Below are 24,690 nucleotides of genomic sequence, written 5' to 3'. Positions count from 1 at the left end.
GGCCAAAGGCTGGCTGGCACATAGGCCTGCCGCCGAAGTTTATTGGGTTTTATGGATGGCTAGTTGTGTAGCGAAACGGCTCGGTGCTGGTGCGAAAACTTGCCTGCTTGAATATGTGCGAGCGTGTTCGGCCAGACTCTCTTGGTTCAGCAGGGGAGAATAATGGCATTGTGCTTCGCTGCGTCGCCAGAAGAGGGCGAACTATTTTTTAGTGCAGCGCAGCCAATAAGCGCTGGCATGGCCTGCGTGTCGATTCGGGCGGAGGGCCAGATAGGGCGTTCTGGAGTGTTCGGGGTAGGCGGTGGGGGAGGACGGCAAGCAGCGGTTTTCTATCGTGGCCATGGATAAGGGCGTGAGCAAGCCCGGCAGGATCTGCCGGGCGAAGGGAATAAGCCTCAGTCGACGAACAGGTCGGTCATCAGCTTGCCGCTTGGATCGTAGCGGTACTGCTCGAAGTCTTCCTGGCCCTGTTCGCGCAGGATTTCCTCATCGATCAGCAGGCGGCCGCTGATCGTGCGCTCGCTGCTGGCGAGGATGGCGCACGCGGCGTCAGCCATGATTGCCGGCAGGCGCGCGGCCTTCATCACCGCCGGGCCGCCGGCTTCGAATTCGATGGCTGCGGTGGCGATCACCGTCTTCGGCCACAGTGAGTTGACGCTGATGCCGTACTTCCTGAATTCCTCGTGCATGCCCAGGGTGAGCATGCTCATGCCGTACTTGGTGGTGGTGTAGGGGCCGTAGCTGGCGAACCACTTGGGATCGAGGTTGATCGGTGGCGACAGGCTGAGGATGTGACCCTTGCTCTGCTTGAGGTAGGGCAGTACGGCCTGGCTGCAGACCATCACCGCGCGGCTGTTGATCTGGAACATCAGGTCGTAGCGCTTGGGTTCCAGGTGCTCGACGCCCTTGAGGCGGATGGCGCCGGCGTTGTTGATCAGCGCGTCGATGCCGCCGAAGTGGGCGGCGGCCTGGGCCATGGCGGCTTTCACCGCTTCCTCGTCGCGTACGTCCAGTTGCAGGGCCAGGGCCTTGCTGCCGGCGGCCTCGACCTCGGCGGCCACCGAGTGGATAGTGCCCGGCAGCTTGGCGTGGGCCTCGGCGCTTTTGGCGGCAATGACGATATTGGCGCCCTGGGCGGCGGCCTTGAGGGCGATCTCGCGGCCGATGCCACGGCTGGCACCGGTGATAAACAGGGTTTTGCCTTGCAGGGACATGCTCATGCTCCGTGGCTTGTTGTTTGTTGTTGAGACCCTTACGTGGAGTGTGCGGGCATCATTTGTAGGAGCCAGCTTGCTGGCGATCAGCGGGGCCAGATCGCCAGCAAGCTGGCTCCTACAGGGTAAGTTCGCAGGTCAGGCTTCGGCGGCCTCGACTTCCACCAGCAGCTGGCGATTCTTCACCTGGTCGCCCTGGCTGACCTGCACACGGCGGATCACGCCGTCGATGCCGGCCTTGAGCGGGTGCTCCATCTTCATCGCTTCCAGCACCACCAGCAGTTGGCCTTTGCTGACCTGCTGACCTTCGCTGACCAGCACTTCGACGATTGCGCCATCCATCGGTGCTTTCACCGTGCCGGAGCTGGCGGCGTTCTGCCCGCCGGCCGGTTCGTGGGTGACGTCGGTCAGTTCCAGATTGCCGGCATGGCCATACAGCCACAGGTGCTCGCCGGCCAGGTGATAGGCACGGCGCTGACGAATGCCGTCCAGCTCCAGGCTGGCCCAGCGGCCGTCGCAGGCCAGCAGGCGCAGTTCGACCTGAACTTCGCCGACCTGGGCGCGCAGCAGCGGCTGTGCGCCGGACTGCAGCACTTCAAGCTCGACCACATGTTTCTGCTCGCCCTGCTTGAGCACGAAGTGCCAGGGCGCGCCGCCGGCGTTGCGCCAGCCGGCCAGGTCGGACTGGTGTGCGCGGGCATTGGCCGAGGCCTGGTAGAGCAGGGCGCAGGCAGTAGCCAGCTCGGCGGCAGCCGGTGCCTGCGGGGTCAGACTCGGGTCGTCGGCGAAGTGCTCGCCGATAAACGCGGTCGTCGCGTTGCCGGCGGCGAATTCTGGGTGCTTGAGCAGGTTGGCGAGGAAGCGCTGGTTGCCGTTGACGCCAAGCAACACGCAGTCCTCGACCGCGCGCGCCAGCTTGCGTCGGGCCTCGTCGCGGGTGGCACCGTAGGCGATGACCTTGGCCAGCATCGGGTCGTAGAACGGGGTGACGGCCTGGCCCTCGACCAGGCCGTGGTCGATGCGGATGCCATCGAGCAGCGCCGGCTCCCAGCGCAGCACTTCACCGGTCTGCGGCAGGAAGTTGTGCGCGGAATCCTCGGCGTACAGGCGCACTTCCATGGCGTGGCCGGTAAGGCGGATCTCGTCCTGCTTGAGCGGCAGCGGCTGGCCTTCGGCGGCGCGGATCTGCCAGGCGACCAGATCCTGGCCGGTGATCAGCTCGGTGACCGGGTGCTCGACCTGCAGGCGGGTGTTCATTTCCAGGAAGAAGAATTCGCCGCTCTGATCGAGGAGGAATTCCACGGTGCCGGCGCCGACGTAACTTACGGATGCGGCGGCCTTCACCGCGGCCTCGCCCATGGCCTGGCGCAGCTCCGGCGTCATTACCGGGCAGGGCGCTTCCTCGACCACTTTCTGGTGGCGGCGCTGCACCGAGCAGTCGCGTTCGCCCAGATAAACGATGTTGCCGTGCTGGTCGCCGAATACCTGGATTTCCACATGACGCGGGCGGATCACCGCGCGTTCGAGAATCAGCTCGCCGGAGCCGAAGGCGTTCTGCGCCTCGGAGCGTGCGGTACGAATCTGCGCCAGCAGCTCGCCGGCCTCGTGCACCAGGCGCATGCCACGGCCGCCGCCACCGGCGCTGGCCTTGATCATCAGCGGGTAGCCGATGCGCGCCGCCTCGCGGCTCAGGGTCTCGTCGTCCTGGGCGGCGCCTTCGTAGCCGGGAATGCAGGGCACGCCGGCTTCGAGCATGGCGATCTTCGACAGGCGCTTGCTGCCCATCAGGTGGATGGCTTCCACGGTCGGGCCGATAAACACGATGCCGGCGGCCTCACAGGCGCGAGCGAAGTCGGCGTTCTCGGAGAGGAAGCCGTAGCCGGGGTGGATGGCGTCGGCGCCGGTCTTCTGCGCGGCGGCGATGATGTTGTCGATCACCAGGTACGACTGGTTGACCTGCGCCGGGCCGATGCACACGGCCTCGTCGGCCTGCTGCACATGGCGCGCGCCGGCGTCGGCGGCGGAGTACACCGCCACGGTGCGGTAGCCCAGGGCCTGCGCGGTGCGCATCACCCGGCAGGCGATCTCGCCACGGTTGGCGATAAGGATCTTGTTGAAGGCGGGCATCGTTGTGCTCCTGCTAGTCGTAGCCCGGATGCAATCCGGGGTGTCGGTTCCCGGATTGCATCCGGGCTACTTCAATCGGTTCCCTCTCCCCTCGGGGAGAGGGCTAGGGAGAGGGGGCAGGCAACACGCCCTCTCCCCCAGCCCTTCTCCCATGAATGGGAGAGGGGGGGTCAGTACTGGGCTTGCTTGAATCATTGCGCCCACTTCGGCTTGCGTTTCTGCATGAACGCCATGGTGCCCTCCACGCCTTCGCCACCCAGCACCGCTTCGGCGAACTGGCCGGCGGCGTGGTCGAGCAGGCTGCCGAGGTTTTCCGTCTCGGTGGCCAGCAGCAGCGCCTTGGTCGCCGCGTTGGCGCCGGGAGCGCATTGGCGTACCTGCTGCAAGCATTCGGCGAGGCGGTCGACCACGGCCTGGTCGTCGGCCTCGCTGAAGTGCACCAGACCCAGGCGCAGCGCTTCTGCGCCGTCGAAGCGCGAGGCGGTGAGGGCCAGGCGACGGGCCTGGGTCAGGCCGATGCGCTTGACCACGAACGGCGCGATCTGCGCCGGCAGAATGCCCAGGCTGGTTTCCGGCAGGCCGAACTTGGCGTCCTGGTGGGCGATGGCGATATCGGAGACGCAGGCCAGGCCGAAGCCGCCGCCGAGCACCGCGCCTTCCAGCACGGCGACCAGCACCTGTGGCGCGTACTGGGCTTCCTCCAGCAGGCTGCCGAAGGCGCGGTTCAGCTCGCGGTAGGCGTCGCCACCTTTGGCACGCGCACCGGCCATGTCCTTGATATCGCCGCCGGCGCAGAAGTGGCCTGCGGCGCCGCGTAGCACCAGGGCGCGCACGGCCTGGTCGCCGCGTACTGCACGCAGCACGGCGCGCAGTTCCTCGACCATCGCCAGGCTCATGGCGTTGCGGCTGTCCGGGCGGTTGAGGGTGACGTAGAGCACGCCATCAGCCAGCTCCAGTAGCAGGGTTTGCGTATTCGGTAGTTCAGCCATTACAGGCTCCTCGTGATCGTTCCCATGCTCTGCGTGGGAATGCGCTGTGCGGTGCTCTGCGCCGCTGGGACGCGGAGCGTCCCGTCAGGGGTTCCCACGCAGAGCGTGGGAACCATCGACAGCCTCAGCCTTTCTTTTTACCCGGCAGGGTGCCCATCAGTTTGCAGATGATGCCCAGCATGATTTCGTCGGCGCCGCCGCCGATGGAGACCAGGCGCACATCGCGATACGCACGGGAAACGGGGTTGTCCCACATGAAGCCCATGCCGCCCCAGTACTGCAGGCAGCTGTCGGTGACTTCACGGCCCAGGCGGCCGGCCTTGAGCTTGGCCATCGACGCCAGCTTGGTCACGTCGCGGCCCTTCACGTACAGCTCGGTGGCGTGATAGACGAGGGCGCGCAGGGCTTCGATCTCGGTCTGCAGCTCGGCCATGCGGAAGTGGATGACCTGGTTGTCGATCAGCGGCTGGCCGAAGGTGTGGCGCTGTTTGCAGTACTCGATGGTGCTGTCGACGCAGTACTCCAGGCCCTTGATCATGTTGGCCGCGCCGAACATGCGCTCTTCCTGGAACTGCAGCATCTGCATCATGAAACCGGCGCCTTCGTGGCCGATGCGATTGCGTTGCGGCACGCGCACGTTGTCGAAGAACACCTGGGCGGTCTCCGAGCTGCGCATACCGAGCTTGTCCAGGTGCGGGCTGAGGCTGATGCCCGGGGTGTTCATCGGCACCACGATCAGCGACTTGTTGACGTGGGGCTTGTCGTCGCTGGTGTTGGCCAGCAGGCAGATGAAATCGGCAGACGGCGAGTTGGTGATCCACATCTTCGCGCCGTTGATCACGTAGTCGTCGCCGTCCTTGCGTGCGGTGGTTTTCAGGCCGGCCACGTCGGAGCCGGCGCCGACTTCGGAGACGCCGATGCAGCCGACCATGTCGCCGGCGATGGCGGGGCGGAGGAACTCCTCGCGCAGCTCATCGGAGCCGAAGCGGGCCAGGGCCGGGGTGCACATGTCGGTCTGCACGCCGATGGCCATGGGGATACCGCCGCAGTGGATGGTGCCGAACTCTTCGGCGGCGACCACCGAGTAGCTGTAGTCGAGGCCCATGCCGCCGAATTTTTCCGGCTTGGAGATACCCAGCAGGCCGAGGTCGCCGGCTTTCTTGAAGATATCGTGCATGGGGAAGCCGCCGGCCTTTTCCCACTCGTCAACGTGCGGGTTGATTTCCTTGTCGACGAAGTTGCGGACGGTGCGGCGAAGCTCTTCGTGTTCCTGGGTAAAGATCATTTTTATTGTTCTCCGAAGGGTTACAGGCGGGCGACGCCGAACGAGTTGGATTTGAGGGGGCGGACTGCGGTTTCTGCGCAGATATCCAGCAGGAAGCCGAGCAGCTTGCGCGTGTCACGTGGGTCGATCAGGCCGTCGTCCCACAGGCTGGCGGTGCCGTACAGCGCGGTGGACTGGCTGTCGAGCTTCTGCGCGGTGGCCATTTCCAGCATGTCGAGCATCTTCGGGTCGGCTGGGTTGCCTGCCTTGAGGTGCTTGTCCTCGGTGACGATGCGCAGCACCTTGCCGGCCTGGGCACCGCCCATGACGGCGGTCTTGCTGTTGGGCCAGGCGAAGATGAAGCGCGGGTCGAGGCCGCGGCCGCACATGGCGTAGTTGCCGGCGCCATAGGAGCCGCCAACGACGATGGTCAGCTTCGGCACCGTGCAGTTGGCCACGGCCTGGATCAGCTTGGAGCCGTGCTTGATCACACCGTTCTGCTCGGACTCGGTGCCGACCATGAAGCCGGTGGTGTTGTGGAAGAACAGGATCGGCGTGTTGCTCTGCTCGCACAGCTGGATAAATTGCGCCGCTTTCGCAGCCCCTCTCGGGGTGATCGGCCCGTTGTTGCCGATAAAGCCGCAGGGCTGGCCTTCGATGGCCAGGTGGCCGCAGACGGTCTGGCTGTCGAACTCGTTCTTGAAGTCGAGGAAGGCCGAGCCATCGGCGATGCGGGCGATGATCTCGCGCACGTCGTAGGGCTTCTTGGCGTCGGCCGGGACGATGCCGAGCAGCTCTTCGGCCGGGTACAGCGGCTCGCTGTAAGTCTTGGCCGGGCGTGCCGGTAGTTGCGCGTTCCACGGCAGCAGGCCGGCGATTTCACGGGCGATGCGCACGCCGTCGGCGTCGTTCTCGGCCAGGTATTCGGCGGTGCCGGCGACCTGGGCGTGCATCTCGGCGCCGCCCAGTTCCTCGTCGGTGGCCACTTCACCGGTGGCGGCTTTCAGCAGCGGCGGACCGGCGAGGAACAGCTTGGCCTTGCCGCGCACCACCACCACGTAGTCCGACAGGCCGGGCTGATAGGCCCCGCCGGCGGTGCTGGAACCGTGCACCACGGTGATCTGCGGCAGGCCCATGGCCGACATGCGCGCCTGGTTGGCGAAGCCACGGGCGCCCTCGACGAAGATGTCGGCGGCGTAGTTGAGGTTGGCGCCGCCGCTCTCGGCCAGGGTGATCACCGGCAGTTTGTTTTCCACGGCGATCTGCTGCAGGCGCAGGGATTTCTTCAGTCCGGTGGGCGAGATGGTGCCGCCCTTGATCGCGCTGTTGTTGGCGATCACCAGGCAGCGCACGCCAGCCACGTAGCCGATGCCGGCGATGATGCCGCCGCCGGCCTGGGTGCCGTCCTTGTCGTCGTGCAGCTTGTAACCGGCCAGCGAGGCCAGTTCGAGGAACGGCGCGCCGGAATCGAGCAGCAGGTTGATGCGCTCGCGCGGCAGCAGCTGGCCGCGCTTGATGAACTTGGGCTTGGCCTCGAAGGCTTTGTCGAGGACCTTCTGTTCGACGTCGCGGAAGCCGGCGATGGTTGCCAGCATGGCCTCGCGGTTCTGCGCGAAGCTGTCGCCGTGGACGTCGAGTTCGGATTGGATCACCGGCATCAGAGTCTCCCTCTTGGATAAATCACACTTGCGTTGCTGCTCGAAAGTGCGCCAGGCAAGACGCGGGATGCAGCCAATGGTTCGCCCTTGGCAAATCCCGCAACGCCGGCTGGCGCGCTTTCGAGCGCAACCCGGAGGGACGGGGCCATTTTTCCGCATGGCTGCGTTACTCGTCGTTTATTTGGAATGACCAAACTTCTCTCCTCGCGCCTTGCCATGCGGTAAAATGGCCGCCGGCGCATGCGTGATTTATCCAAGAGGGAGACTCACTACTCCTGATCCTTCAGTACATCGGGCAGATAGGCCCGGTGGAAGCCGTTGTAGCTCTGACTCTGCCCCGGCTTGGCCTTGAACAGCGGGAAGGCGCGGCTGCCCTGGCTGGCGGCGCCGTCGATGCGCACCGTGTTGCCGCTGATAAAGGCGGCGCCCGGCGACAGCAGGAAGACGATGGCTGCCGAGACTTCCGACTCGGTGCCGATGCGCTTGAGCGGAACGTGTTCGCGCAGGGTGGGGATCACCGCCTTGAACGCGCCTTCGTAGGTGTCCATGCCGCTGGAGGCGACCCAGCCCGGGGCCACGGCGTTGACCCGCACCCCGGCATGGCCCCACTCGACGGCGGCGGTCTTGGTGAAGTTCTCCATGCCGGCACGGGCGGCGCCGGAGTGGCCCATGCCGGGCATGCCGCCCCACATGTCGGCGAGCATGTTGACGATGCTGCCGCCGGTCTTGCTCATGCTCTGGTTGAACACCTCGCGGGCGACCAGGAAGCCGCCCACCAGGTTGGTGCGTACCACGGTCTCGAAGCCTTTCTGGTTGATCGAGGCGAGTGGCGAGGGGTACTGGCCGCCGGCGTTATTGACCAGGTGATGGATCGGTCCGCGCTCGGCGATCACCGCTGCGATCATGGCCTTGACCTGTTCTTCATCGCGGATATCGCAAACCTGGAAGCTGACGCTACCGCCGTCTTCGCGGATCTCGCCAGCGGTCTTTTCCAGCTTGTCGGCCTTGCGCCCGACCAGCACCACATGGGCGCCGAGGGCCGCCAGCTCGTGGGCGGTGCAGCGGCCGATGCCGCTGCCGCCGCCGGTGACCAGGATGGTCTGGCCGCTGAACAGATCAGGTTTGAATACCGAGTCGTAGCTCATTGTTGTTGTCCTTCGGCTCTATCTGCTTGGGTGCCGCCAGCGGCGGGATGCCTGATTTGTTTGTCTGATGTAGGAGCCAGCTGCGTCATCCGCCCTACAAAGTCTTGGCCAATGCGCTGGGCACGGGCACCGGGAATTCCAGCAACTGCTGGGCGAAGGCCTTGCCTTGCGGGTCGATGCGCAGGCTGGCCACGCCGCCGCCGCCCAGGGCGTTCTCCAGCAGGAAGTTGAGGCTGTGGCTGCCCGGCAGGTACCAGCGGCTGACCTTGCCGGTCTGGCCGTCGAGCACATGCTGCATCCATTCGGCCACGGCACCTTCACTCAGTGCAGCCGCGATCCAGGCCAGATATTCGGGCTTTCTGGCCATTACGCCGATATTGCTGTGGTTGCCCTTGTCGCCGGAGCGCGCCACGGCCAGCTTGACCAGCGGCACTGTGCTGTCGGCCTGATCGCTGGTGGTCGGCACGGCGACTTCGGCGGCGATCTGCGTCGGGCTGAAGGCATCCAGCTGGGGCAGGGCGAGCGGGCTGCGCTGGCCATCGAGTTCCACTTCCAGGCTGCAGGCGCTCTTGTCGACCAGGAAGCTGAACAGGCGGATCACCGGGTACACGGTCGGGCGCCCGCCGACTATGCCGGTCAGGCCGGGCGCCATGCCGGTGGCGGCCTGGGCGATCTCGCGGGAGAACAGGATCAGGGCTTCCTTCTTGGCATGGCGTACGCCGATCTTGACCACCACTTCGCGGGTGTCGCGGCGCTGGCCGCGCGGGCCATATGTGGCTTCGGAGCCGAGCAGTTCGATGCAGACTTCCTTGTACGGGCCCCAGCCGCGCGCGGCGAACATCTCTTCGGTCTTGCCGATGATTGCCTGGCTGACCCGCTCGGCCTTGGCCACCGCGTCGATGCCGGCGAGCAGGCAGCTGGCGGTGCAGCGGAAACCGTCCGGATGGGTGGCGCTGACCTTGTACTGATCGGAAGGCGGCAGGCCGCGGGCGCCTTTCAGCTCGACGCGGTTGGCGCCGACCTGGGTCAGTTCGACCTGGGTGAAGTCGCAGACCACATCGGGCAGGTAATAGGCGCGCGGGTCGCCGATCTCGTAGAGCATCTGCTCGCCGACCGACAGGGTGGAGATCAGGCCGCCAGTGCCTTGCGGCTTGCTGACCACGAAGCTGCCGTCGGCGGCGACTTCCACCACCGGGAAGCCGATGTGTTCGTAGTCCGGTACGTCGCGCCAGTCGGTGAAGTTGCCGCCGGTGCACTGCGCGCCGCATTCGATGATGTGCCCAGCCAGGGCGGCCTGGGCCAGCTTGTCATAGTCGTTCCAGCCCCAAGCGAACTCGTGCACCAGGGCCGCGCTGACCACGGCGCTGTCGACCACGCGGCCGGTGATGACGATATCGGCACCGAGTTTCAGCGCTTCGACTATGCCGGGCGCTCCGAGGTAGGCGTTGACCGACACGCACATCGGCGGCAGCGCGGCGCCCGTGAACATCTCCACGGTGCCGGCCTTGGCCAGTTCGCCGAGCTTGGGTTGCAGGTTGTCGCCGTGCAGTACGGCAATCTTCAGCTCGACCCCGGCCTTGGCGCAGGCGGCGCTCAGGGCCGCGGCGCAGGCGCTGGGGTTGACCCCGCCGGCGTTGCTGATCACGCGGATGTTCTTCGCGGCGATCTCGCCGAGCAGTGGGGCGAGCACTTCGACGAAGTCGGTGGCGTAGCCTTCGTCCGGCTTCTTCATCCGCGCCCCGGCCATGATCGACATGGTCACTTCGGCCAGGTAGTCGAACACCAGGTAGTCCAGCTCGGTGCCGCGCACCAGCTGGGCGGCAGCGGTAGAGGTGTCGCCCCAGAAGGCGGAGGCGCAGCCAATGCGGATGGTCTTGCTCATTTATAGGTATTTCCATCGACGCCAGAAGATGGGAGAGACATTACCAAGCAAGCGCTTGGTTGAAAAGCATTGTCGGTAACTTTTCAGCCAAGCGCTTGCTTGGGTGGCCGGGGAGCCGTAAATTTCGTCCATAAAGCCCTTATCCCTGCAGGTTGTCACAACCCTGCCTTCCTGTTTTAGCCGGAGAAACGCGTTTGGACGATCACAAGGCTCGCGCCGTGATGCAGCAACTGGTGGCCAGCGGCCAGGTGACCGACCCGGAAAGCGCCCGTGGCAAGCTGCTGCAGACCGCCGCCCACCTGTTCCGCAGCAAGGGCTACGAGCGCACCACGGTGCGTGACCTGGCCGGCGCGGTGGGTATTCAGTCCGGCAGCATCTTTCACCACTTCAAGAGCAAGGACGAAATCCTCCGCTCGGTGATGGAGGAAACGGTGCGCTACAACACCGCGCTGATGCACGCCGCCCTGGCCGATGCCAGCGATCTGCGCGAGCGTGTGCTGGCGCTGATCCGCTGCGAACTGCAGTCGATCATGGGCGGCACTGGCGAGGCCATGGGCGTGCTGGTGTATGAATGGCGCTCGCTGTCGGACGAGGGCCGCGCGCACATCCTCGCCCTGCGCGACACCTACGAGCAGATATGGCTGGACGTACTCGGCGAGGCGCGCGCGGCCGGCTACGTCAAGGGCGATCCGTTCATCCTGCGGCGCTTCCTCACCGGCGCGCTGAGCTGGACCACCACCTGGTTCCGCCCGGACGGCAAGATGAGCCTCGATCAGCTGGCCGAAGAGGCCTTGCAACTGGTGATCAAGGAAGCCTGAGCGAGATAGGCTAAGCTGCAGGTGCTGGTCAGCGACCGGTGACTGGATCAGGGATGTCCGGACGAAGTGACGCGTTCCTTCCTGCTTCCATCTTGGCCGAGGTGCCTTGCCTTGCATTCGATTGTCAGGCTGTTGTTGATCTCGCTGGGCCTCTGCCTGCAACCGCTGGCCATGGCGGCAGAGTTGGTGCGGGTCGGCGCCTACCATTTCCCTCCTTATGTGAGCAAACCGGAGAGCGAGCAGCCTGGCGGGCTGTTACCCGAGCTGCTGGCGCAGTTCAATGCGGTGCAGCAGGATTATCGCTTCACGCTGGTGCCGACTTCGGTCACCCGACGCTATCGGGACTTCACCCAGGCGCGTTACGACCTGATTCTCTTCGAGTCGCCGGACTGGGGCTGGCAGGATATCGAGCTGGACAAGCTCGACCTGCATGTCAGCGATGCCGAGGTCTACGTCGCCCGTGCCGAACCTGGCCGCGGGCAGGACTACTTCAATAACCTCAAGGGCAAGCGGATGGCCCTCTACAACGGCTATCACTATGGTTTTGCCGGGTTCAATGCCGACCAGGACTACCTCACCCGTACCTTCAAGGCCGTGCTGACCTATTCCCATGACAGCAACCTGCTCATGCTGCTGCATGGGCGGGCCGAACTCAGCGTGGTGCCGCGCTCCTACCTGCGCCTCTACCAGCAGAGCCAGCCGCTGCAAAGCCAGCAGTTGCTGGTGTCCGAGCGCGCCGATCAGGTTTATCACCATCAGGCCTTGTTGCGCCGTGGCGGCCCGCTCGGGCCTGATGCCTTGGCGCGCTTGCTCGAAGGGCTGCAGAACAGTGGCCAGCTGCCGGCGCTGCTGGCGCGTTACTACCTGCGCCCTACGACGGGCGAAGAACATGAACAGGCCAACCCTATGCAGCTGTGAAGCACTGGGCTAGTCTCGGCAATAGTTAAGTTGTCGGTGGGGGCAACATGGATTTTGTGCGACAGGGATTCTGCTTTGTCGGGCTTGTGGTCTGCCTGCTACTGGGCAGTAATGTCGTTATCGCTGCACAAAAAGTACAGGTCGCCGCCGTCCACTTCCCCCCTATGTGATCAAACCCGAAACCGGCGTGCCGCAAGGATTGCTGGTCGAATTGGTCGCTGCGCTCAACCAGGTTCAGGGCGACTACCAGTTCGTCCTGCGGCCGACTTCGCTCAATCGCCGTTTCAATGACCTCCAGCAGGGTCGTATCGACCTGGCCATCTTCGAAAATCCGGACTGGCAATGGCAGGGCATCGCCGGTACGCGCATCGACATGGGCCTGGAAGATGCCGAGATTTTCGTGGCCCGCGCCCTGCCAGGGCGTAGCCAAGCCTATTTCGACAACCTGATGGACAAGCGCATGGCCTTGTTCAACGGCTATCACTATGGGTTTGCCGGCTTCAACAACGACCCGCTGTGGCTGGCCGAAAACTTCCAGGCACAGGTGACCTACTCCCACGAAAGCAACCTCAATATGGTCTTGCGCGGGCGTGTCGACGTGGCGCCCATCACCCGCTCCTGGCTCGGCGCCTACCTGCGCGACAACCCTGAGCAGAGGTCACAGTTGCTGGTCTCGGAATGGGTGGATCAGGTCTACCGTCACTATGTGATTCTGCGCCCTGAGGCGCCGATCAGTGCCGAGCGCTTCCGTGAGCTGATGCAGCTGCTGCGTGAGAACGGCCAGCTGGAACGGATATTCAGTCCTTACGGAATTGCCGTCAGACCTCGCGTAGTGGGTAGCTCAACAGCAACCAGTGCAACAGATTGACCGCGCCGTGCAGGGCGATGGCCAGGCTCAGGCGCCCGCTGTAGTGGACTGCCGGTCATAGCCCCAAGCCCTGCGGCCATTTCGGCTGCAATCAGGGTGAGGGCAATCACCGCTAGCAGGGCAGCCAGCGCAAGGCAAAAACAGGCGAAAAAGCGCAGTTTACGCGCTGTAAATGAGCATTTTGAGCCTGTTTTTAACGCCGCGATGGCAACGCAGGTAGTTTTTCAACAGCCTGCTAGCAGCAGGTCAGGTGCAGCGGCATGCGCCATCCCTGTGACGTAGCCCGGATGGAATCTGTGGCAGGGGCTCAGCGGCTCGCGGCGTCCTTGGCATCCTGTTCGGCATTGCGCTCATGAATGCGCTTGAGCTGTTCTTCGCTGAGCGGCAGCTTGCGGGCGCTGTCGCGCAACAGCATCAGGCTGCCGAGGATCGAGCCAAGGGCGAGGATCATGATTAACCAGGCGTACCAGGGCATTAGGTTTCTCCTTCCGTTACAGCCCCACCATAACCTCGTACGCCAGACCTGTCAGTTGCCCAGCACACTGAGCAGGCTGCTGTCGTCTTTCAGCTCGACTCCGGACAGTTGCAGGCGCAGGGCCTGGCGGGCGAGGAACTCCAGTTTGTGCGCGGCCAGGGCATAGGGCAGGCCCTCGGGGCGCACATTGGAGATGCAGTTGCGCTGGCTGTCCATCTTGCCCACGCCGGGCTGATAGGTGAGGTAGATGCCCAGGCTGTCCGGAGAGCTCAGTCCAGGCCGTTCGCCGATCAGTACGATGACCAGGCGCGCACGCAGGGCCTCGCCGATACCATCGCCGATCGCCACGCGGCCCTGTTCGGCCAGCACCACCGGGGTGTTGGCCCAGTCGGTATCGAAGCGCTCGCGAAACAGCTCGAGCAGGGGCAGGGCATGGCGCTGGATGGCCACCGAGGACAGGCCATCGGCGAGGACGATGGCCAGTTCCGGTGCGGCCAGCTCGTGCAGCAGGCGCACGCGGCATTCCTCGCTGAGGTGACGGCCGTAGTCCGGGCGCAGCAGGTAGGTCTGCCGGTCGGCGGCGCTGCTGTGTACCTGCAGGCTGCGGAAGCCGGCGTGGCGCAGCTGCTGTTTGAGTTCGGCGAAATCCAGTGGGCGGTGCACGGCGTCGCGGGCCTGGGCGTGGGCCAGGCCGAACTTGAGCACTTCGCGGGTCGGCAGGCTGCAGCCGACCCGGCCCAGGGCGATGCGCGCCGAGGTGTGTGCGCGCAGTTCGTCCCAGGGGTTGTGTTGGGTCAGGTCCTTATCGCTCATCAGGCGGCTCCTGAAACGAAGGGCAGTTGTTTGAGCAGGTGGTGGCCACGGCCGATCTCGCGCAGCGCGCCGCAAGGCTCGGTGATCGCCATGCGCGTCAGCCAGGCATCGAATTCCGGGGCGCGCTTGAGGCCCAGCACCGAGCGCAGGTACAGCGCGTCGTGGAACGAGGTGCTCTGGTAGTTGAGCATGATGTCGTCGGCGCCGGGGATGCCCATGATGAAGCTGAGGCCGGCCGCGCCGAGCAGGGTCAGCAGGCTGTCCATGTCATCCTGGTCGGCTTCGGCATGGTTGGTGTAGCACACGTCGCAGCCCATCGGCAGGCCGAGCAGCTTGGCGCAGAAGTGGTCTTCCAGGCCGGCGCGGATGATCTGTTTGCCGTCGTACAGATACTCCGGGCCGATGAAACCGACCACGGTATTGACCAGCAGTGGCTTGAACTCGCGGGCTACTGCATAGGCGCGGGTCTCGCAGGTCTGCTGGTCGACGCCATGGTGGCCGCCGGCCGACAGCGCGCTGCCCTGGCCGGTCTCGAAGTACATCAGATTGTCGCCGATTGTTCCGCGTTTGAGGCTCAGCGCCGCCTCGTGGGCTTCCTTGAGGATGGCCAGCGACACGCCGAAGCTGGCGTTGGTCTTCTCGCTGCCGGCGATCGACTGGAACACCAGGTCGATCGGCGCGCCGGCCTCGATGGCCTGGATCTGCGTGGTGACGTGGGTGAGCACGCAGCTCTGCATGGGGATGTCGAAGTGCTGGCGCACCTCGTCCATCATCTGCCACAGGCGCATCAGGGTCGGCAGCGAATCGCTGGCCGGGTTGATGCCGACGGTGGCGTCGCCGGAGCCATACAGCAGGCCGTCGAGCAGGCTGGCGGCGATGCCGCGTACATCGTCAGTCGGGTGGTTGGGCTGCAGGCGCACCGAGAGGTGGCCGGGCAGGCCGATGGTGTTGCGAAAACGGGTGATCACCCGGCACTTCCTGGCCACCAGGATCAGGTCCTGGTTGCGCATCAGCTTGCTCGTCGCAGCGACCATCTCCGGGGTCAGACCCATGGCCACGGCACTCAGGGTGGCGCTGTCGGTGGAGTCGAGCAGCAACCAGTCGCGCAGGTCGCCGACGGTGAGGTGGCTGATCGGGGCGAAGGCGCGCGCGTCGTGGCGGTCGATGATCAGGCGGGTGACTTCGTCCTGCTCGTAGGGAATCAGCGCCTCATTGAGGAAGGTTTTCAGCGGCACATCGGCCAGGGCCAGCTTGGCCGCCATGCGTTCTTCGTAGGTGGCGGCGGCGAGGCCGGCCAGGTAGTCGCCGGAGCGCGCCGGGCTGGCCTTTGCCAGCAGGGTCTTGAGGTCGCCGAAGCGATAGACCTGGCTGCCGACGGTGGTCTGGTAGGGCATGGGAGCTTCCCGGTGGCGAATGACGTGCTGTGGAGCCTGCAGTGCGCATGCCAGTTCGCCGGTTCGGCGCGGCCAGGCGTGGTGCAGGGCCTGGCTAGCATAACGTTGTCAGGCAGTGCTCGGGCGATGATGCATTGTGGTGCAGCAGGGGGGGCCGCAGTGCGTTCGCGACCCCTGTCCGAGCGGTGAGACCCGACCCGTAGTGACGGCTGTCACACGCCAGCAACCTGGCGCTGTTTCAATGCCGGCCATTCGTACTGTTCGGGATTCGCTCCATGGATGTTGTTCCCGCCCTGACGCACTTGCTGCGGCCGATTTCTCCCTTGCTCGCCACGATCAGCATCAGTGATGTGGCCGACCAGTTGCTGATGCCCGAGCACCAGGCCTTCCTCTCGCTGCCGGTGGTGGATGAGCAGGGCCTGCCCCTGGGCCTGGTCAGTCGCTCGACCCTGCAGGACATCTTCATGCAGCGCTTCGGCCGCGACCTGTGGGGGCGCAAGCCGGTAAGCGAGGTGATGAACCCGGCACCGCTGGTGGTCAGCCTGCACACCAGCCTGGAGGAGGCGGCGCGGCAGATCACCGCGCAGCTGCAGTCGCCGATCCGCGACGACTTCATCCTGATCGATGAACAAGGCCGGTATCGCGGCCTGGGCACCGTGCTCGACCTGCTCAAGGCCATGGAAAGCCGGGTGGCGCAACGCAACCGGGTGCTGCGCAAGGCGCTGATCGACCTCAAGGAGTCCCAGGCGCAGCTGGTGCAGTCGGAAAAGATGGCCTCGCTGGGGCAGATGGTCGCCGGCGTGGCCCACGAGCTGAACACCCCGCTGGGCTATGTGAAGAACAATGTGCAGCTGCTGCACGAACTGACCAGCCCGCTGCTGGAACTGGCCGCAGCCCAGGCCCGACTCGGCGACTGCCTGAGCGACCCAGGCTGTGACGAGGTGCAGCTGGCGGCGGCCTTCGCTGATGCCGCCCGCGCCCGCGAGCTGGCCGCCCCGGAGCTGCTGGCCGATGACCTCGCGCAGCTGTTCGACGACACCACCTATGGCCTGCAGCAGATCGGCGAACTGGTGGTCGGCCTCAAGGATTTCGCCCGCCTGGACCGCGCCATGAGCGAGGAGGTCGATCTCAATGACTGCATCCGCAGCGCCCTGCTGATCGCCCGCAACAACATCAAGGACAAGGCCGAGGTGCAGCAGCAGCTCGGCGAGCTGCCGCGCATTGCCTGCGCGCCCTCGCAGATCAACCAGGTGCTGCTCAACCTGCTGAACAACGCGGCCCAGGCCATGGACGGCTTCGGCTGCATCCAGGTGAAGAGCTGGGCGCAGGCGCAGCAGGTGCTGATTTCCGTGCAGGACAACGGCCGCGGTATGCCGCCCGAGGTGCTCAAGCGCATCTTCGATCCGTTCTTCACCACCAAACCGGTCGGCCAGGGCACCGGCCTGGGCCTGTCGATCAGCTTCAAGATCATCCAGGACCACGGTGGCAGCATCCGCGTGGTATCCGAGCCGGGGCGCGGCACGCGCTTCCTTATCAGCCTGCCGTGCAGCCAGGCGGCTGCCCTGCAACGGAGCGCATGACCCATGAGCCAACCGATTCGCATCCTTTTCGTCGACGACGAGGAGCGCATCCTGCGCAGCCTGGCCCTGCAGTTTCGCCGCGACTACGAGGTGCTCACCGAGAGCGATCCGCGCCGCGCCCTGGAACGCCTGCGCCATGAGCAGGTGCAGGTGATCGTCAGCGACCAGCGCATGCCGCAGATGAGCGGCGCCGAGCTGCTGGCCCAGGCCCGTGAGCTGCAGCCGGACGCCATGCGCATCCTGCTCACCGGCTATTCCGACCTGGAGGCGGCGATTGAGGCGTTGAACGATGGCGGCATCTTTCGCTACCTGACCAAGCCCTGGGACCCGCAGGAGATGGCCTTCACCCTGCGCCAGGCCGCACAGATTGCCCAGAGTCAGCAACAGCTGCCGGCGCGTGCCACATTGCCAAGCGCGCCGCAGGGCTTGAACGTGCTGCTGCTGGATGACGCCGAGGAAACCTTCGACTGTGTAGGCGCCTTCTGCATGACCGGTGGCCACCGTCTGCTGCGCGCCGCCAGCCTGAGCGAGGCGCTACAGGTACTCAACAGCGAGCGGGTCGATCTGCTGGTCAGCGACCTGCGCCTGGCCGGTGAAGATACTGCGCCGCTGCTCAAGAGCCTGGCCCAGGCCCATCCCAAGTTGCTCAGCCTGGTGGTGACGCCGTTCTGCGATACCCAGGCGCTACTCAAGCTGATCAACGAGGCGCAGATCTTTCGCTACCTGCCCAAGCCGATCCGCCGCGGCCTGTTCGACAAGGGCCTGCGTGCCGCTGCCGAACAGGCGCTGATCTATCGCGCACAGCCGCAGCAGGTGGTCACGCGTCTGGCCGAGGTGCCGCGCGAGCAGCCCGAACGGGAGCGGGTCGGCAGCCTGCTGGGCATGCTCGGCCGCCTGCGTGAGCGGCTCAGTGCGTGAGCTGAAAAGGTGCATTGCAGAGCGCTGCGTGCCTGTTTTTTGCTCATTACCTGGGTGCATAGGCTTAGAACAAATCAGGCTTTGAACTATCACCTTGGCGGCCTAATCTCGCATTGCCGTCATCTTCACTGAGGGGGGATTCAACTATGGATATCAGCATGAGCGAAGTCGCCGAGCGTGGCTGGGTCGTCCGGCTTGGTCTGTGTGTGGTGCCTTTTTCTTCGCATCAGGAGGCCGGCCAGTTCGTCGAGCGCCTGCAGCAGCGGCTCAGCGCGCCACATCCGTTGCCACTTGAGGGGGGCACTTCATCGAGTGACGGTCATGAGGCTGTCACACAGAAGGTGGAACATGTTTCGTAGTTAAGTAGTTGCTGTGCTTGTTTCTCTGCCGCGTTTCGCGGCTTTTTTTGCCTGCGATTTGGCTTCGCGTGCTGGGCTGTTGCCGCATGGATTGTGCTGGAGTTGCTAGAGCAGTTGCTCTAGATTCGCCCAGAGCCGCCCAACAGTATTCAGGAGAAGGCGACATGGTCGATGCCCTGCAGTTTTCCAACAGCCAGTTCACCTGCCCGGTCACCTGTTATCCCGCGCGGCAGGCCCAGCGCACGGTGATCGTCCTGCCGGCCCTTGGGGTCACGGCACGCAAATACGCGATGCTGGCCCAGGTGCTGGTGGGTGCCGGCTACAACGTGCTGACTACCGACTGGCCGGGGCAGGGGGAAAGCCTGCCGCGGCCTGGCTGGCGCTTCAATTACGGCTACCGGCAACTGGTCGAGGAGTTCCTGCCCAAGTTGCTGCTGGTGGCCCAGCGGCATTTTCCCGAGACCCAGCCGGTGCTGCTGGGGCATAGCCTCGGTGGGCATATCGCCACTTTGTATGCCGCGGCCAATCCGGCCAGTCGGGTGCCAGTGGTGGGCGTGGCCTGCGGTAATATCCACTACCGCCACTGGACAGGTTTGGGGCGGTTGCTCACACCCAGCGTGGCACTGCTGTGCAACCTGCTGGCCAGTACGCTGGGCCACCTGCCGGGCAAGCGCATCGGCTTCGGCGGCCATGAGCCGCGGCGGCTGATGCGCGACTGGGGGCGGGTGGCGTTCAGTGGCAACTATCGCCATCTCGGCCTGTCACTGGCGCCAGCCAGCCACAGTCGGGTCAATTCGCTGTATATCCAGATCGCTGACGACAACTTCGCCCCGCTGGCCTCGACCCGGGGCCTGGCCGAGCTGATTCAGGCCGAGCCGCGTATCGAGCAGCTGGCGTCACCGCGCCCGCCCCATGAGAACCCGCACAGCGCTTGGCTGAAGGCGCCGCAGGGCGTGGTGGCCAGCATCAAGGGCTGGCTGGGGCAACTGCCGGTGTAGTGAGATTGGCGGATTGATACAGCTGCGCCTGCAGCAACTGCAGCGCGCCCTGCACGAAGGGCCGGCGTTCGTCGCTGGCCACTGCGGCCTGCCAGCGGAAGGCCATGCCGCCGGTGCCCACTGGCCTGACCAGCAGGCCACTCTCGTCGCCCTGTAACTGGCGCCGGGGCAGCAGGCTGATGCCCAGGCCGGCGCGCACCAGGGCGATGATCGTGGCGATGTCCTGGATATGCTGCAGCGAGCCCAGCTCAATGCGCTGCGGGTGCAGGTAGCGACGGTAGAGCAAGGACTGCTCCAGCTTGAAGTGATAAAGCAGGTCGACCCCAGTCAGGTCGCTGGCTTCCAGCCAGGGCTTGGCGCCCAGCGGATGGGCCGGCGGCAGGATGGCGACTATCTCGTCACGGTTGAGTGCCAGCCAGTCGACTCCGCTGGCCGCGCTGGTTTCGCCGAGGATGGCGATATCGCAGTCGTGGGCTAGCAGGCTGTCGAGCAGGTTGGGCACCTGTTTGACCTGCACCTCGATCTGCGGGAAGCGGCGGCGGAATTCTTGTAGGAAGCTCGCCAGCCAGTCGCTCAGGTGCATGCGGTCGATGGCCAGGCGCAGGCGTCCGGAGTCGCCACGGGCAAAGCGCGCCAGATGCTCCTCCAGCACCGCCACGTCGCCGAGGATGCGCTGGGCGTGGTCATCGAAGGCTAGGCCGGCCTCGGTCGGCAGCATGGCCTTCTGCGTACGCTGGAACAGCGCCAGGCCCAGGCGTTCTTCCAGTTCGGCCAGTTGCTTGCTCAGCGCCGGTTGCGAGATGAACAGCGCCTCGGCGGCGCGGGTCAGGTTGCCGGTCTGGCTGATGCTGCGCACCAGGCGCAGGTGTTTCATTTCCAGGCGCACGTAAGTGGCTCCATTTCCCTGGCAGGGCTGCCGGCGCCATCTTCTCCGCTGTGTGGGGCGCGGGCAAGCCCGCTCAGTCGAGCAGGCGCGCCGGGATCAGGTCGCTGCGTAGGTCATCGATCCGGCGGATGGCCACCTGGCAGCCGCCGCGCACCTGCGGGTCGGCGCGCGATTGCAGCACCACCAGCTGCCCGCCGATTTTCTTCAGCAAGGCACGGTCGTACTCCATCAGGCGCTGGCAGGCGGCCACGTCACCGCTGCCTTCCAGCGCGCAGGGGAAGCGGATCTCGCAGTAGGCAGTGTCGTCCTCCAGGCGCTGGATGTGCCAAAACTGCGGCAGGCCGAACAGGCGGCGCCATTCTTCGGCGATGGTTAGGGTCTGTTCCCGCTTCGTTCGCGAACCGCGTTGCTGCGCAAAATCGCGCCAGGCTAGGCGTGGGACGCAGGCAATGGCATTCCCTTGCCAAGTCCCGCAACGACGCATGGCGCGATTTTGCGCGCAACCCGCAGGGACGGGCCTGTTTTTGCGCGGGACGTCGTTACTCGACGGCTCATTTGGACGACCAAACCTCGCGTCTCGCGCCTAGCCCCGCGCAAAAACAGGCTCCGTCGCGGCCGTGAACGAAACGGGAACAGACCCTAGGGTGCCTTGCTGCGGTCGACCACGATTCTTGTGCCAGATGAAGCTCGCCAGCAGGCGCGCCAGCCAGCGCGTGCGCCAGTGCCAGGCGCTGCGCGCCAGCGGGCCGGTGAAGCCGTTGACCCGACGGTAGAGGGCGATCTTCTGTTCGTCGCTGCTCATTACGGCAGCAACAGGAGCACGCTGACGGCCAGTTGTACCAGCACGGTCAGGCCATGGCTGGCCTGGCGCAGCAGGAGCAGGCGGGCGAACAGACCGGTGCAGTAGAGCAGGCGCAGCATGATGAAGGCGAAGCCGAGGGCCGCGGTCAGCGCCGGGCTGATCTGCCCGCTGGTTTCGCCCAGGTAGAGCAGGACGATGAACAGCACCGACTGTTCCAGGCTGTTGCCATGGGCGCGCACGGCCTTGAGCAGATCGCTCTTGCCGCCCTCGCCAAAGGCGATCTGGTGGCGCATGCGTAGACGGGTGATGTTGAGTGACAGGCCGATCAGCAACAGGGACAGGATCGCGGCGACATAGACGCTGTAGGGCATGGGTTTTCCTCAGTTGTTTTTGTTAACGCCGAGGTTAGGGGCAGGCGCCGGCGATGTAAAAGCGTCAGTGCTCATGGCGGTGATTCCCTGGGGTTATGGCGGGCAAAAGAAAGCCCGACACGAGGTCGGGCTTTCGAGGGGGCCGGCAGGCCGGAAAACTAGGCGGCGGGGCGCTGCTGGCGCTGGTAGAGGAACTCCAGCACCGCCGTACGGTACGCGTGGTACTGGCTGTCGTTGGCCAGGGCCAGGCGGTTGCGCGGACGCTGCAGGTCGACCTTGACGATATCGCCGATGGTCGCCGCCGGACCGTTGGTCATCATCACGATGCGGTCCGAGAGCAGTACGGCTTCGTCGACGTCATGAGTGACCATCACCACGGTGCTGTGGGTCTCGCCGACGATGCGCAGCAGTTCGTCCTGCAGGTGGGCGCGGGTCAGGGCGTCCAGTGCACCGAACGGCTCGTCCATCAGCAGTACCTTGGGCTCCATGGCCAGGGCGCGGGCGATGCCGACGCGCTGTTTCATGCCGCCGGATATCTCGTTGGGGTGCTTGTAGGTGGCGTGGCTGAGGCCAACCATGGCCAGGGCCGCTTCGGTGCGCGCCTTCAGCTGGGCTTTGCTTTCCTTGCCGGCGAAGACTTTTTCCACCGCCAGGTAGACGTTGCCGAAGCAGGTCATCCAGGGCAGCAGGCTGTGGTTCTGGAACACCACGCCGCGCTCCGGGCCGGGGCCGTCGATCTCGCGGCCGTTGCAGATCAGCCCGCCCTCGCTGGCTTCCAGCAGGCCGGCGATCAGGTTGAGCACGGTGGATTTGCCGCAGCCGGAGTGGCCGATCAGCGAGACGAACTCGCCCTTGGCGATGCTCAGGTTGACGTCACTGAGCGCCTGGAAGCGGCCTTTCTTGGTATCGAAGTGTTTGCTGACGCTGGTCAGCTCGACGAACTTGTCCATGGCGAACTCTCCTGTCTGGTGTAGGAGCCAGCTTGCTGGCGATCATCAGCTACTCGATGCTGCAGTGGATCGCCAGCAAGCTGGCTCCTACGGAAATTGATTAGCTGGCGTAGTCGAAGCGCTTGGCCAGCAGGAGCAGGGCTTGCTCCAGGGCCAGGCCGACCAGGCCGACGATGATGATGGCGATGAGGATGTGTTCGACGTTGAGGTTGTTCCACTCGTCCCACACCCAGAAGCCCAGGCCGGTGCCGCCGGTGAGCATCTCTGCGGCGACGATCACCAGCCAGGCCACGCCGATGGCCAGGCGGATGCCGGTCATCAGGTGCGGCAGCACGGCAGGGAAGAGGATGCGGGTGAGCACCTTGAACTCCGACAGTTTGAGCACGCGGGCCACGTTGAGGTAGTCCTGCGGCACGCTGGCGACGCCGGCGGCCGTGTTGAGAATGATCGGCCAGATCGAGCTGATGAAGATCACCCAGATCGACGCCGGACCGGCAGCTTCGAACACCAGCAGGCCGATCGGCAGCCAGGCCAGCGGCGAAACCGGACGCAGCAGGCTGATGATGGGCGAGAGCATGCTGCCGAGGAAGGCAAAGCGGCCGATGGCGAAGCCGAGCGGAATACCGATCAGCGCCGCCAGGCCGAAGCCCAGACCGACACGGCCAAGGGAATGCAGGATGTTCCAGCCGATGCCCATGTCGTTCGGGCCGTTGTCATAGAACGGATCGGCGAACAGCTCCAGTGCCGAATACCAGGTCGACAAGGGGCCCGGCAGACCTTCGCTGCGGGTTGCGATCAGGGCCCAGACGCCGATGAACAGGGCAATGCCGAGCAACGGCGGAATAACTGCCTTGATCAGGTTGGTGAAGGCCTCCGCGCCAGGCAGGGCCCGGCGCGGAGTGCTGCTGGGGGCAACCGGGGTGGCCATTGTCAGTGGTGTTTTCACTGGAGCGTTCATCTAAGTGCCTCCGAAAATCAGGCTTTAATCGCGAAGGAATTGGCGTAGGCGGCCGGGTTGGAACCGTCCCACACCTTGCCGTCGATCAGGGTGCTGGAGCGCATCACACTGCTCGGCACGGCCAGGCCCAGGGCGCTGGCGGCTTCGCTGTAGATCTTGGTCTGGTTGATACCGGCAGCCACGGCGGCGTAGTCCGGGTCATCCTTGATCAGGCCCCAGCGCTTGAACTGGGTGAGGAACCACATGCCGTCGGAGTGGTAGGGGAAGTTCACGCTGCCGTTCTTGCAGAAGGCCATCGGGTTCTTGTCCTGCCAGCTGTTGCCCAAGCCGTCCTCGTAGTTGCCGAGGAAGCGCTGTTCGATGACTTCGGTCGGCGCGTTGACGTAGGCCTTGCCGGAGATGAGCTTGGCGGTGGCCTTCTTGTTCGCTTCGCTGGCGTCGATGAAGCGGCTGGCGTCGAGGATGGCCATGACCAGGGCGCGAGCGGTGTTGGGGTTCTGCTCGACAAATTCGCGGGAGCAGCCGAGGACTTTTTCCGGGTGGTCGGCCCAGATCTGCTGGGTGGTGGTGGCGGTGAAGCCGATCTTGTCGAACACCGCACGGGCGCCCCACGGCTCACCGACGCAGAAACCGTCCATGTTGCCGACGCGCATGTTGGCGACCATCTGCGGTGGCGGCACGGTGATGGTCTTCACGTCGGTGAAGGGGTTGATGCCGTAGTTCGCCAACCAGTAGTACAGCCACATGGCGTGGGTGCCGGTGGGGAAGGTCTGGGCGAAGGTCAGCGGGTTGCCGCCTTTCTTGATGTGTGCGGCCAGTTGTTCACCGGTGGTGACGCCGGCTTCCTTGAGCTGCTTGGACAGGGTGATGGCCTGGCCGTTCTGGTTCAGGCCCATGAGTACGGCCATGTCCTTTTGCGGCCCGGCCAGGCCCAGCTGCGAGCCGTACATCATGCCGTACAGCACGTGGGAGGCATCCAGTTCGCCGGTGTTCAGCTTGTCGCGTACACCGGCCCAGGAGGCTTCCTTGCTCGGGTTGATGGTCAGGCCGTATTTGGCGGCGAAGCCCTGAGTGGCGGCGACCACCACCGAGGCGCAGTCGGTCAGCGGGATGAAGCCGATATTCAGTACGGCTTTTTCCGGGGCATCGGAGCCGGCGGCATAGGCCGCGCTGCGCAGGAAGCCTGGGGCGGACAGGCCGAGGGCGGCAATGCCGCCGACGGTGCCGGCGATGGCGATGGACTGCTTGAGGAAGTTACGGCGGTTGTTGTTAACCGGGTCTTTGGAATCACGATCACTCATGG

The 24,690-nt window shown here is 65.0% G+C and carries 23 protein-coding genes and 2 pseudogenes; 7 read left to right on the top strand and 18 right to left on the bottom strand.

The window, feature by feature from the left end; genetic code table 11:
• Nucleotides 1–395: 395 nt before the first annotated feature.
• The 7 genes from LRS11_RS18595 to LRS11_RS18565 all read right to left on the bottom strand — a co-directional run bounded on the left by LRS11_RS18595 (nt 396) and on the right by LRS11_RS18565 (nt 10,279).
• Nucleotides 396–1,214, bottom strand: a complete 819-nt coding sequence (locus LRS11_RS18595; protein WP_260494338.1) for an NAD(P)-dependent oxidoreductase — start codon at nt 1,212–1,214, stop codon at nt 396–398.
• A gap of 138 nt (nt 1,215–1,352) precedes the next feature.
• On the bottom strand, nt 1,353–3,341 hold the full coding sequence (gene atuF, locus LRS11_RS18590) for a geranyl-CoA carboxylase subunit apha (protein WP_260494337.1): 1,989 nt from the start codon (nt 3,339–3,341) through the stop codon (nt 1,353–1,355).
• Between the two features lie 191 nt (nt 3,342–3,532).
• Nucleotides 3,533–4,330, bottom strand: coding sequence for an enoyl-CoA hydratase/isomerase family protein (locus LRS11_RS18585; protein ID WP_260494336.1), 798 nt, complete (start codon nt 4,328–4,330; stop codon nt 3,533–3,535).
• Nucleotides 4,331–4,454: 124 nt separating this feature from the next.
• Nucleotides 4,455–5,615 carry a citronellyl-CoA dehydrogenase gene (gene atuD / locus LRS11_RS18580; RefSeq protein WP_260494335.1) on the bottom strand — a complete coding sequence of 387 codons (1,161 nt, stop codon included), beginning with the start codon at nt 5,613–5,615 and terminating at the stop codon, nt 4,455–4,457.
• A 20-nt stretch (nt 5,616–5,635) separates the two neighbouring features.
• The gene (atuC, locus tag LRS11_RS18575) at nt 5,636–7,252 is read right to left on the bottom strand and encodes a geranyl-CoA carboxylase subunit beta (protein WP_260494334.1); all 1,617 of its coding nucleotides are present in this window, start codon (nt 7,250–7,252) and stop codon (nt 5,636–5,638) included.
• 269 nt (nt 7,253–7,521) lie between these two features.
• A complete protein-coding gene (locus LRS11_RS18570; protein WP_260494333.1) occupies nt 7,522–8,397 on the bottom strand; it encodes an SDR family oxidoreductase in 876 nt (291 codons plus the stop codon).
• Nucleotides 8,398–8,491: 94 nt separating this feature from the next.
• Nucleotides 8,492–10,279, bottom strand: a complete 1,788-nt coding sequence (locus LRS11_RS18565) for an acyclic terpene utilization AtuA family protein (RefSeq protein WP_260494332.1) — start codon at nt 10,277–10,279, stop codon at nt 8,492–8,494.
• 194 nt (nt 10,280–10,473) lie between these two features.
• Here LRS11_RS18565 and LRS11_RS18560 point away from each other — a divergent pair, with 194 nt between their 5' ends.
• The 3 genes and pseudogenes from LRS11_RS18560 to LRS11_RS18550 all read left to right on the top strand — a co-directional run.
• Entirely contained in the window at nt 10,474–11,097 is a 624-nt protein-coding gene (locus tag LRS11_RS18560) for a TetR/AcrR family transcriptional regulator (RefSeq protein ID WP_260494331.1), read from the top strand.
• 111 nt (nt 11,098–11,208) lie between these two features.
• Nucleotides 11,209–12,015 (top strand): amino acid ABC transporter substrate-binding protein, encoded by an 807-nt coding sequence (locus tag LRS11_RS18555; protein WP_409519748.1) that lies wholly within the window; start codon nt 11,209–11,211, stop codon nt 12,013–12,015.
• 47 nt (nt 12,016–12,062) lie between these two features.
• A pseudogene (locus LRS11_RS18550) lies at nt 12,063–12,841 on the top strand (substrate-binding periplasmic protein); the annotation flags it as partial.
• On the opposite strand, the pseudogene LRS11_RS18545 reads toward LRS11_RS18550, so the two are convergent.
• From LRS11_RS18545 to LRS11_RS18530, 4 genes and pseudogenes are all read right to left on the bottom strand, one after another.
• Nucleotides 12,834–12,935 (bottom strand): annotated as a pseudogene (locus tag LRS11_RS18545) (CPBP family intramembrane glutamate endopeptidase); the annotation flags it as partial. The pseudogenes LRS11_RS18550 and LRS11_RS18545 sit on opposite strands and share 8 nt — an antisense overlap.
• 255 nt (nt 12,936–13,190) lie before the next feature.
• Complete coding sequence (locus LRS11_RS18540; protein ID WP_260494330.1) at nt 13,191–13,358, bottom strand: DUF2897 family protein; 168 nt, start codon at nt 13,356–13,358, stop codon at nt 13,191–13,193.
• Nucleotides 13,359–13,409: 51 nt separating this feature from the next.
• Nucleotides 13,410–14,171 carry an ethanolamine ammonia-lyase subunit EutC gene (eutC, locus tag LRS11_RS18535; RefSeq protein ID WP_260494329.1) on the bottom strand — a complete coding sequence of 254 codons (762 nt, stop codon included), beginning with the start codon at nt 14,169–14,171 and terminating at the stop codon, nt 13,410–13,412.
• Nucleotides 14,171–15,565, bottom strand: coding sequence for an ethanolamine ammonia-lyase subunit EutB (locus LRS11_RS18530; protein ID WP_260494328.1), 1,395 nt, complete (start codon nt 15,563–15,565; stop codon nt 14,171–14,173). The genes eutC and LRS11_RS18530 overlap by 1 nt, the downstream gene beginning before the upstream one ends.
• Before the next feature lie 464 nt (nt 15,566–16,029).
• Between LRS11_RS18530 and LRS11_RS18525 the strand changes: the two genes are divergently transcribed.
• The 4 genes from LRS11_RS18525 (at nt 16,030) to LRS11_RS18510 (ending at nt 19,420) form a co-directional block, all read left to right on the top strand.
• The gene (locus LRS11_RS18525) at nt 16,030–17,145 is read left to right on the top strand and encodes a sensor histidine kinase (protein WP_409519823.1); all 1,116 of its coding nucleotides are present in this window, start codon (nt 16,030–16,032) and stop codon (nt 17,143–17,145) included.
• 3 nt (nt 17,146–17,148) lie between these two features.
• On the top strand, nt 17,149–18,063 hold the full coding sequence (locus LRS11_RS18520; RefSeq protein WP_260494326.1) for a response regulator: 915 nt from the start codon (nt 17,149–17,151) through the stop codon (nt 18,061–18,063).
• Between the two features lie 158 nt (nt 18,064–18,221).
• On the top strand, nt 18,222–18,422 hold the full coding sequence (locus LRS11_RS18515) for a hypothetical protein (RefSeq protein ID WP_260494325.1): 201 nt from the start codon (nt 18,222–18,224) through the stop codon (nt 18,420–18,422).
• A 164-nt stretch (nt 18,423–18,586) separates the two neighbouring features.
• Nucleotides 18,587–19,420 (top strand): alpha/beta fold hydrolase, encoded by an 834-nt coding sequence (locus LRS11_RS18510; protein ID WP_260494324.1) that lies wholly within the window; start codon nt 18,587–18,589, stop codon nt 19,418–19,420.
• On the opposite strand, the gene LRS11_RS18505 is transcribed toward LRS11_RS18510, so the two are convergent.
• The 7 genes from LRS11_RS18505 to LRS11_RS18475 form a co-directional block, all read right to left on the bottom strand.
• On the bottom strand, nt 19,389–20,306 hold the full coding sequence (locus LRS11_RS18505; protein ID WP_260494323.1) for a LysR family transcriptional regulator: 918 nt from the start codon (nt 20,304–20,306) through the stop codon (nt 19,389–19,391). The genes LRS11_RS18510 and LRS11_RS18505 overlap by 32 nt on opposite strands.
• Before the next feature lie 73 nt (nt 20,307–20,379).
• Nucleotides 20,380–20,790: a hypothetical protein gene (locus tag LRS11_RS18500; RefSeq protein ID WP_260494322.1), complete on the bottom strand. Its 411-nt coding sequence runs from the start codon at nt 20,788–20,790 to the stop codon at nt 20,380–20,382.
• A gap of 99 nt (nt 20,791–20,889) precedes the next feature.
• On the bottom strand, nt 20,890–21,108 hold the full coding sequence (locus LRS11_RS18495; protein WP_260494321.1) for a hypothetical protein: 219 nt from the start codon (nt 21,106–21,108) through the stop codon (nt 20,890–20,892).
• Nucleotides 21,108–21,479 (bottom strand): MAPEG family protein, encoded by a 372-nt coding sequence (locus tag LRS11_RS18490; protein ID WP_260494320.1) that lies wholly within the window; start codon nt 21,477–21,479, stop codon nt 21,108–21,110. Before LRS11_RS18490 ends, LRS11_RS18495 begins: the two co-directional genes overlap by 1 nt.
• A gap of 158 nt (nt 21,480–21,637) precedes the next feature.
• Nucleotides 21,638–22,429 (bottom strand): ABC transporter ATP-binding protein, encoded by a 792-nt coding sequence (locus tag LRS11_RS18485; RefSeq protein ID WP_260494319.1) that lies wholly within the window; start codon nt 22,427–22,429, stop codon nt 21,638–21,640.
• A gap of 100 nt (nt 22,430–22,529) precedes the next feature.
• Nucleotides 22,530–23,387 carry a nitrate ABC transporter permease gene (gene ntrB / locus LRS11_RS18480; RefSeq protein ID WP_312026982.1) on the bottom strand — a complete coding sequence of 286 codons (858 nt, stop codon included), beginning with the start codon at nt 23,385–23,387 and terminating at the stop codon, nt 22,530–22,532.
• A gap of 17 nt (nt 23,388–23,404) precedes the next feature.
• Entirely contained in the window at nt 23,405–24,688 is a 1,284-nt protein-coding gene (locus tag LRS11_RS18475; RefSeq protein ID WP_260494317.1) for a CmpA/NrtA family ABC transporter substrate-binding protein, read from the bottom strand.
• Between the last annotated feature and the right edge of the window lie 2 nt (nt 24,689–24,690).

This window comes from Pseudomonas sp. J452, assembly GCF_024666525.1.
Classification (GTDB): domain Bacteria; phylum Pseudomonadota; class Gammaproteobacteria; order Pseudomonadales; family Pseudomonadaceae; genus Aquipseudomonas.
The sequence above is the reverse complement of the archived record's forward strand: the minus strand, read 5'-3'. Positions and strand labels throughout refer to the sequence as shown.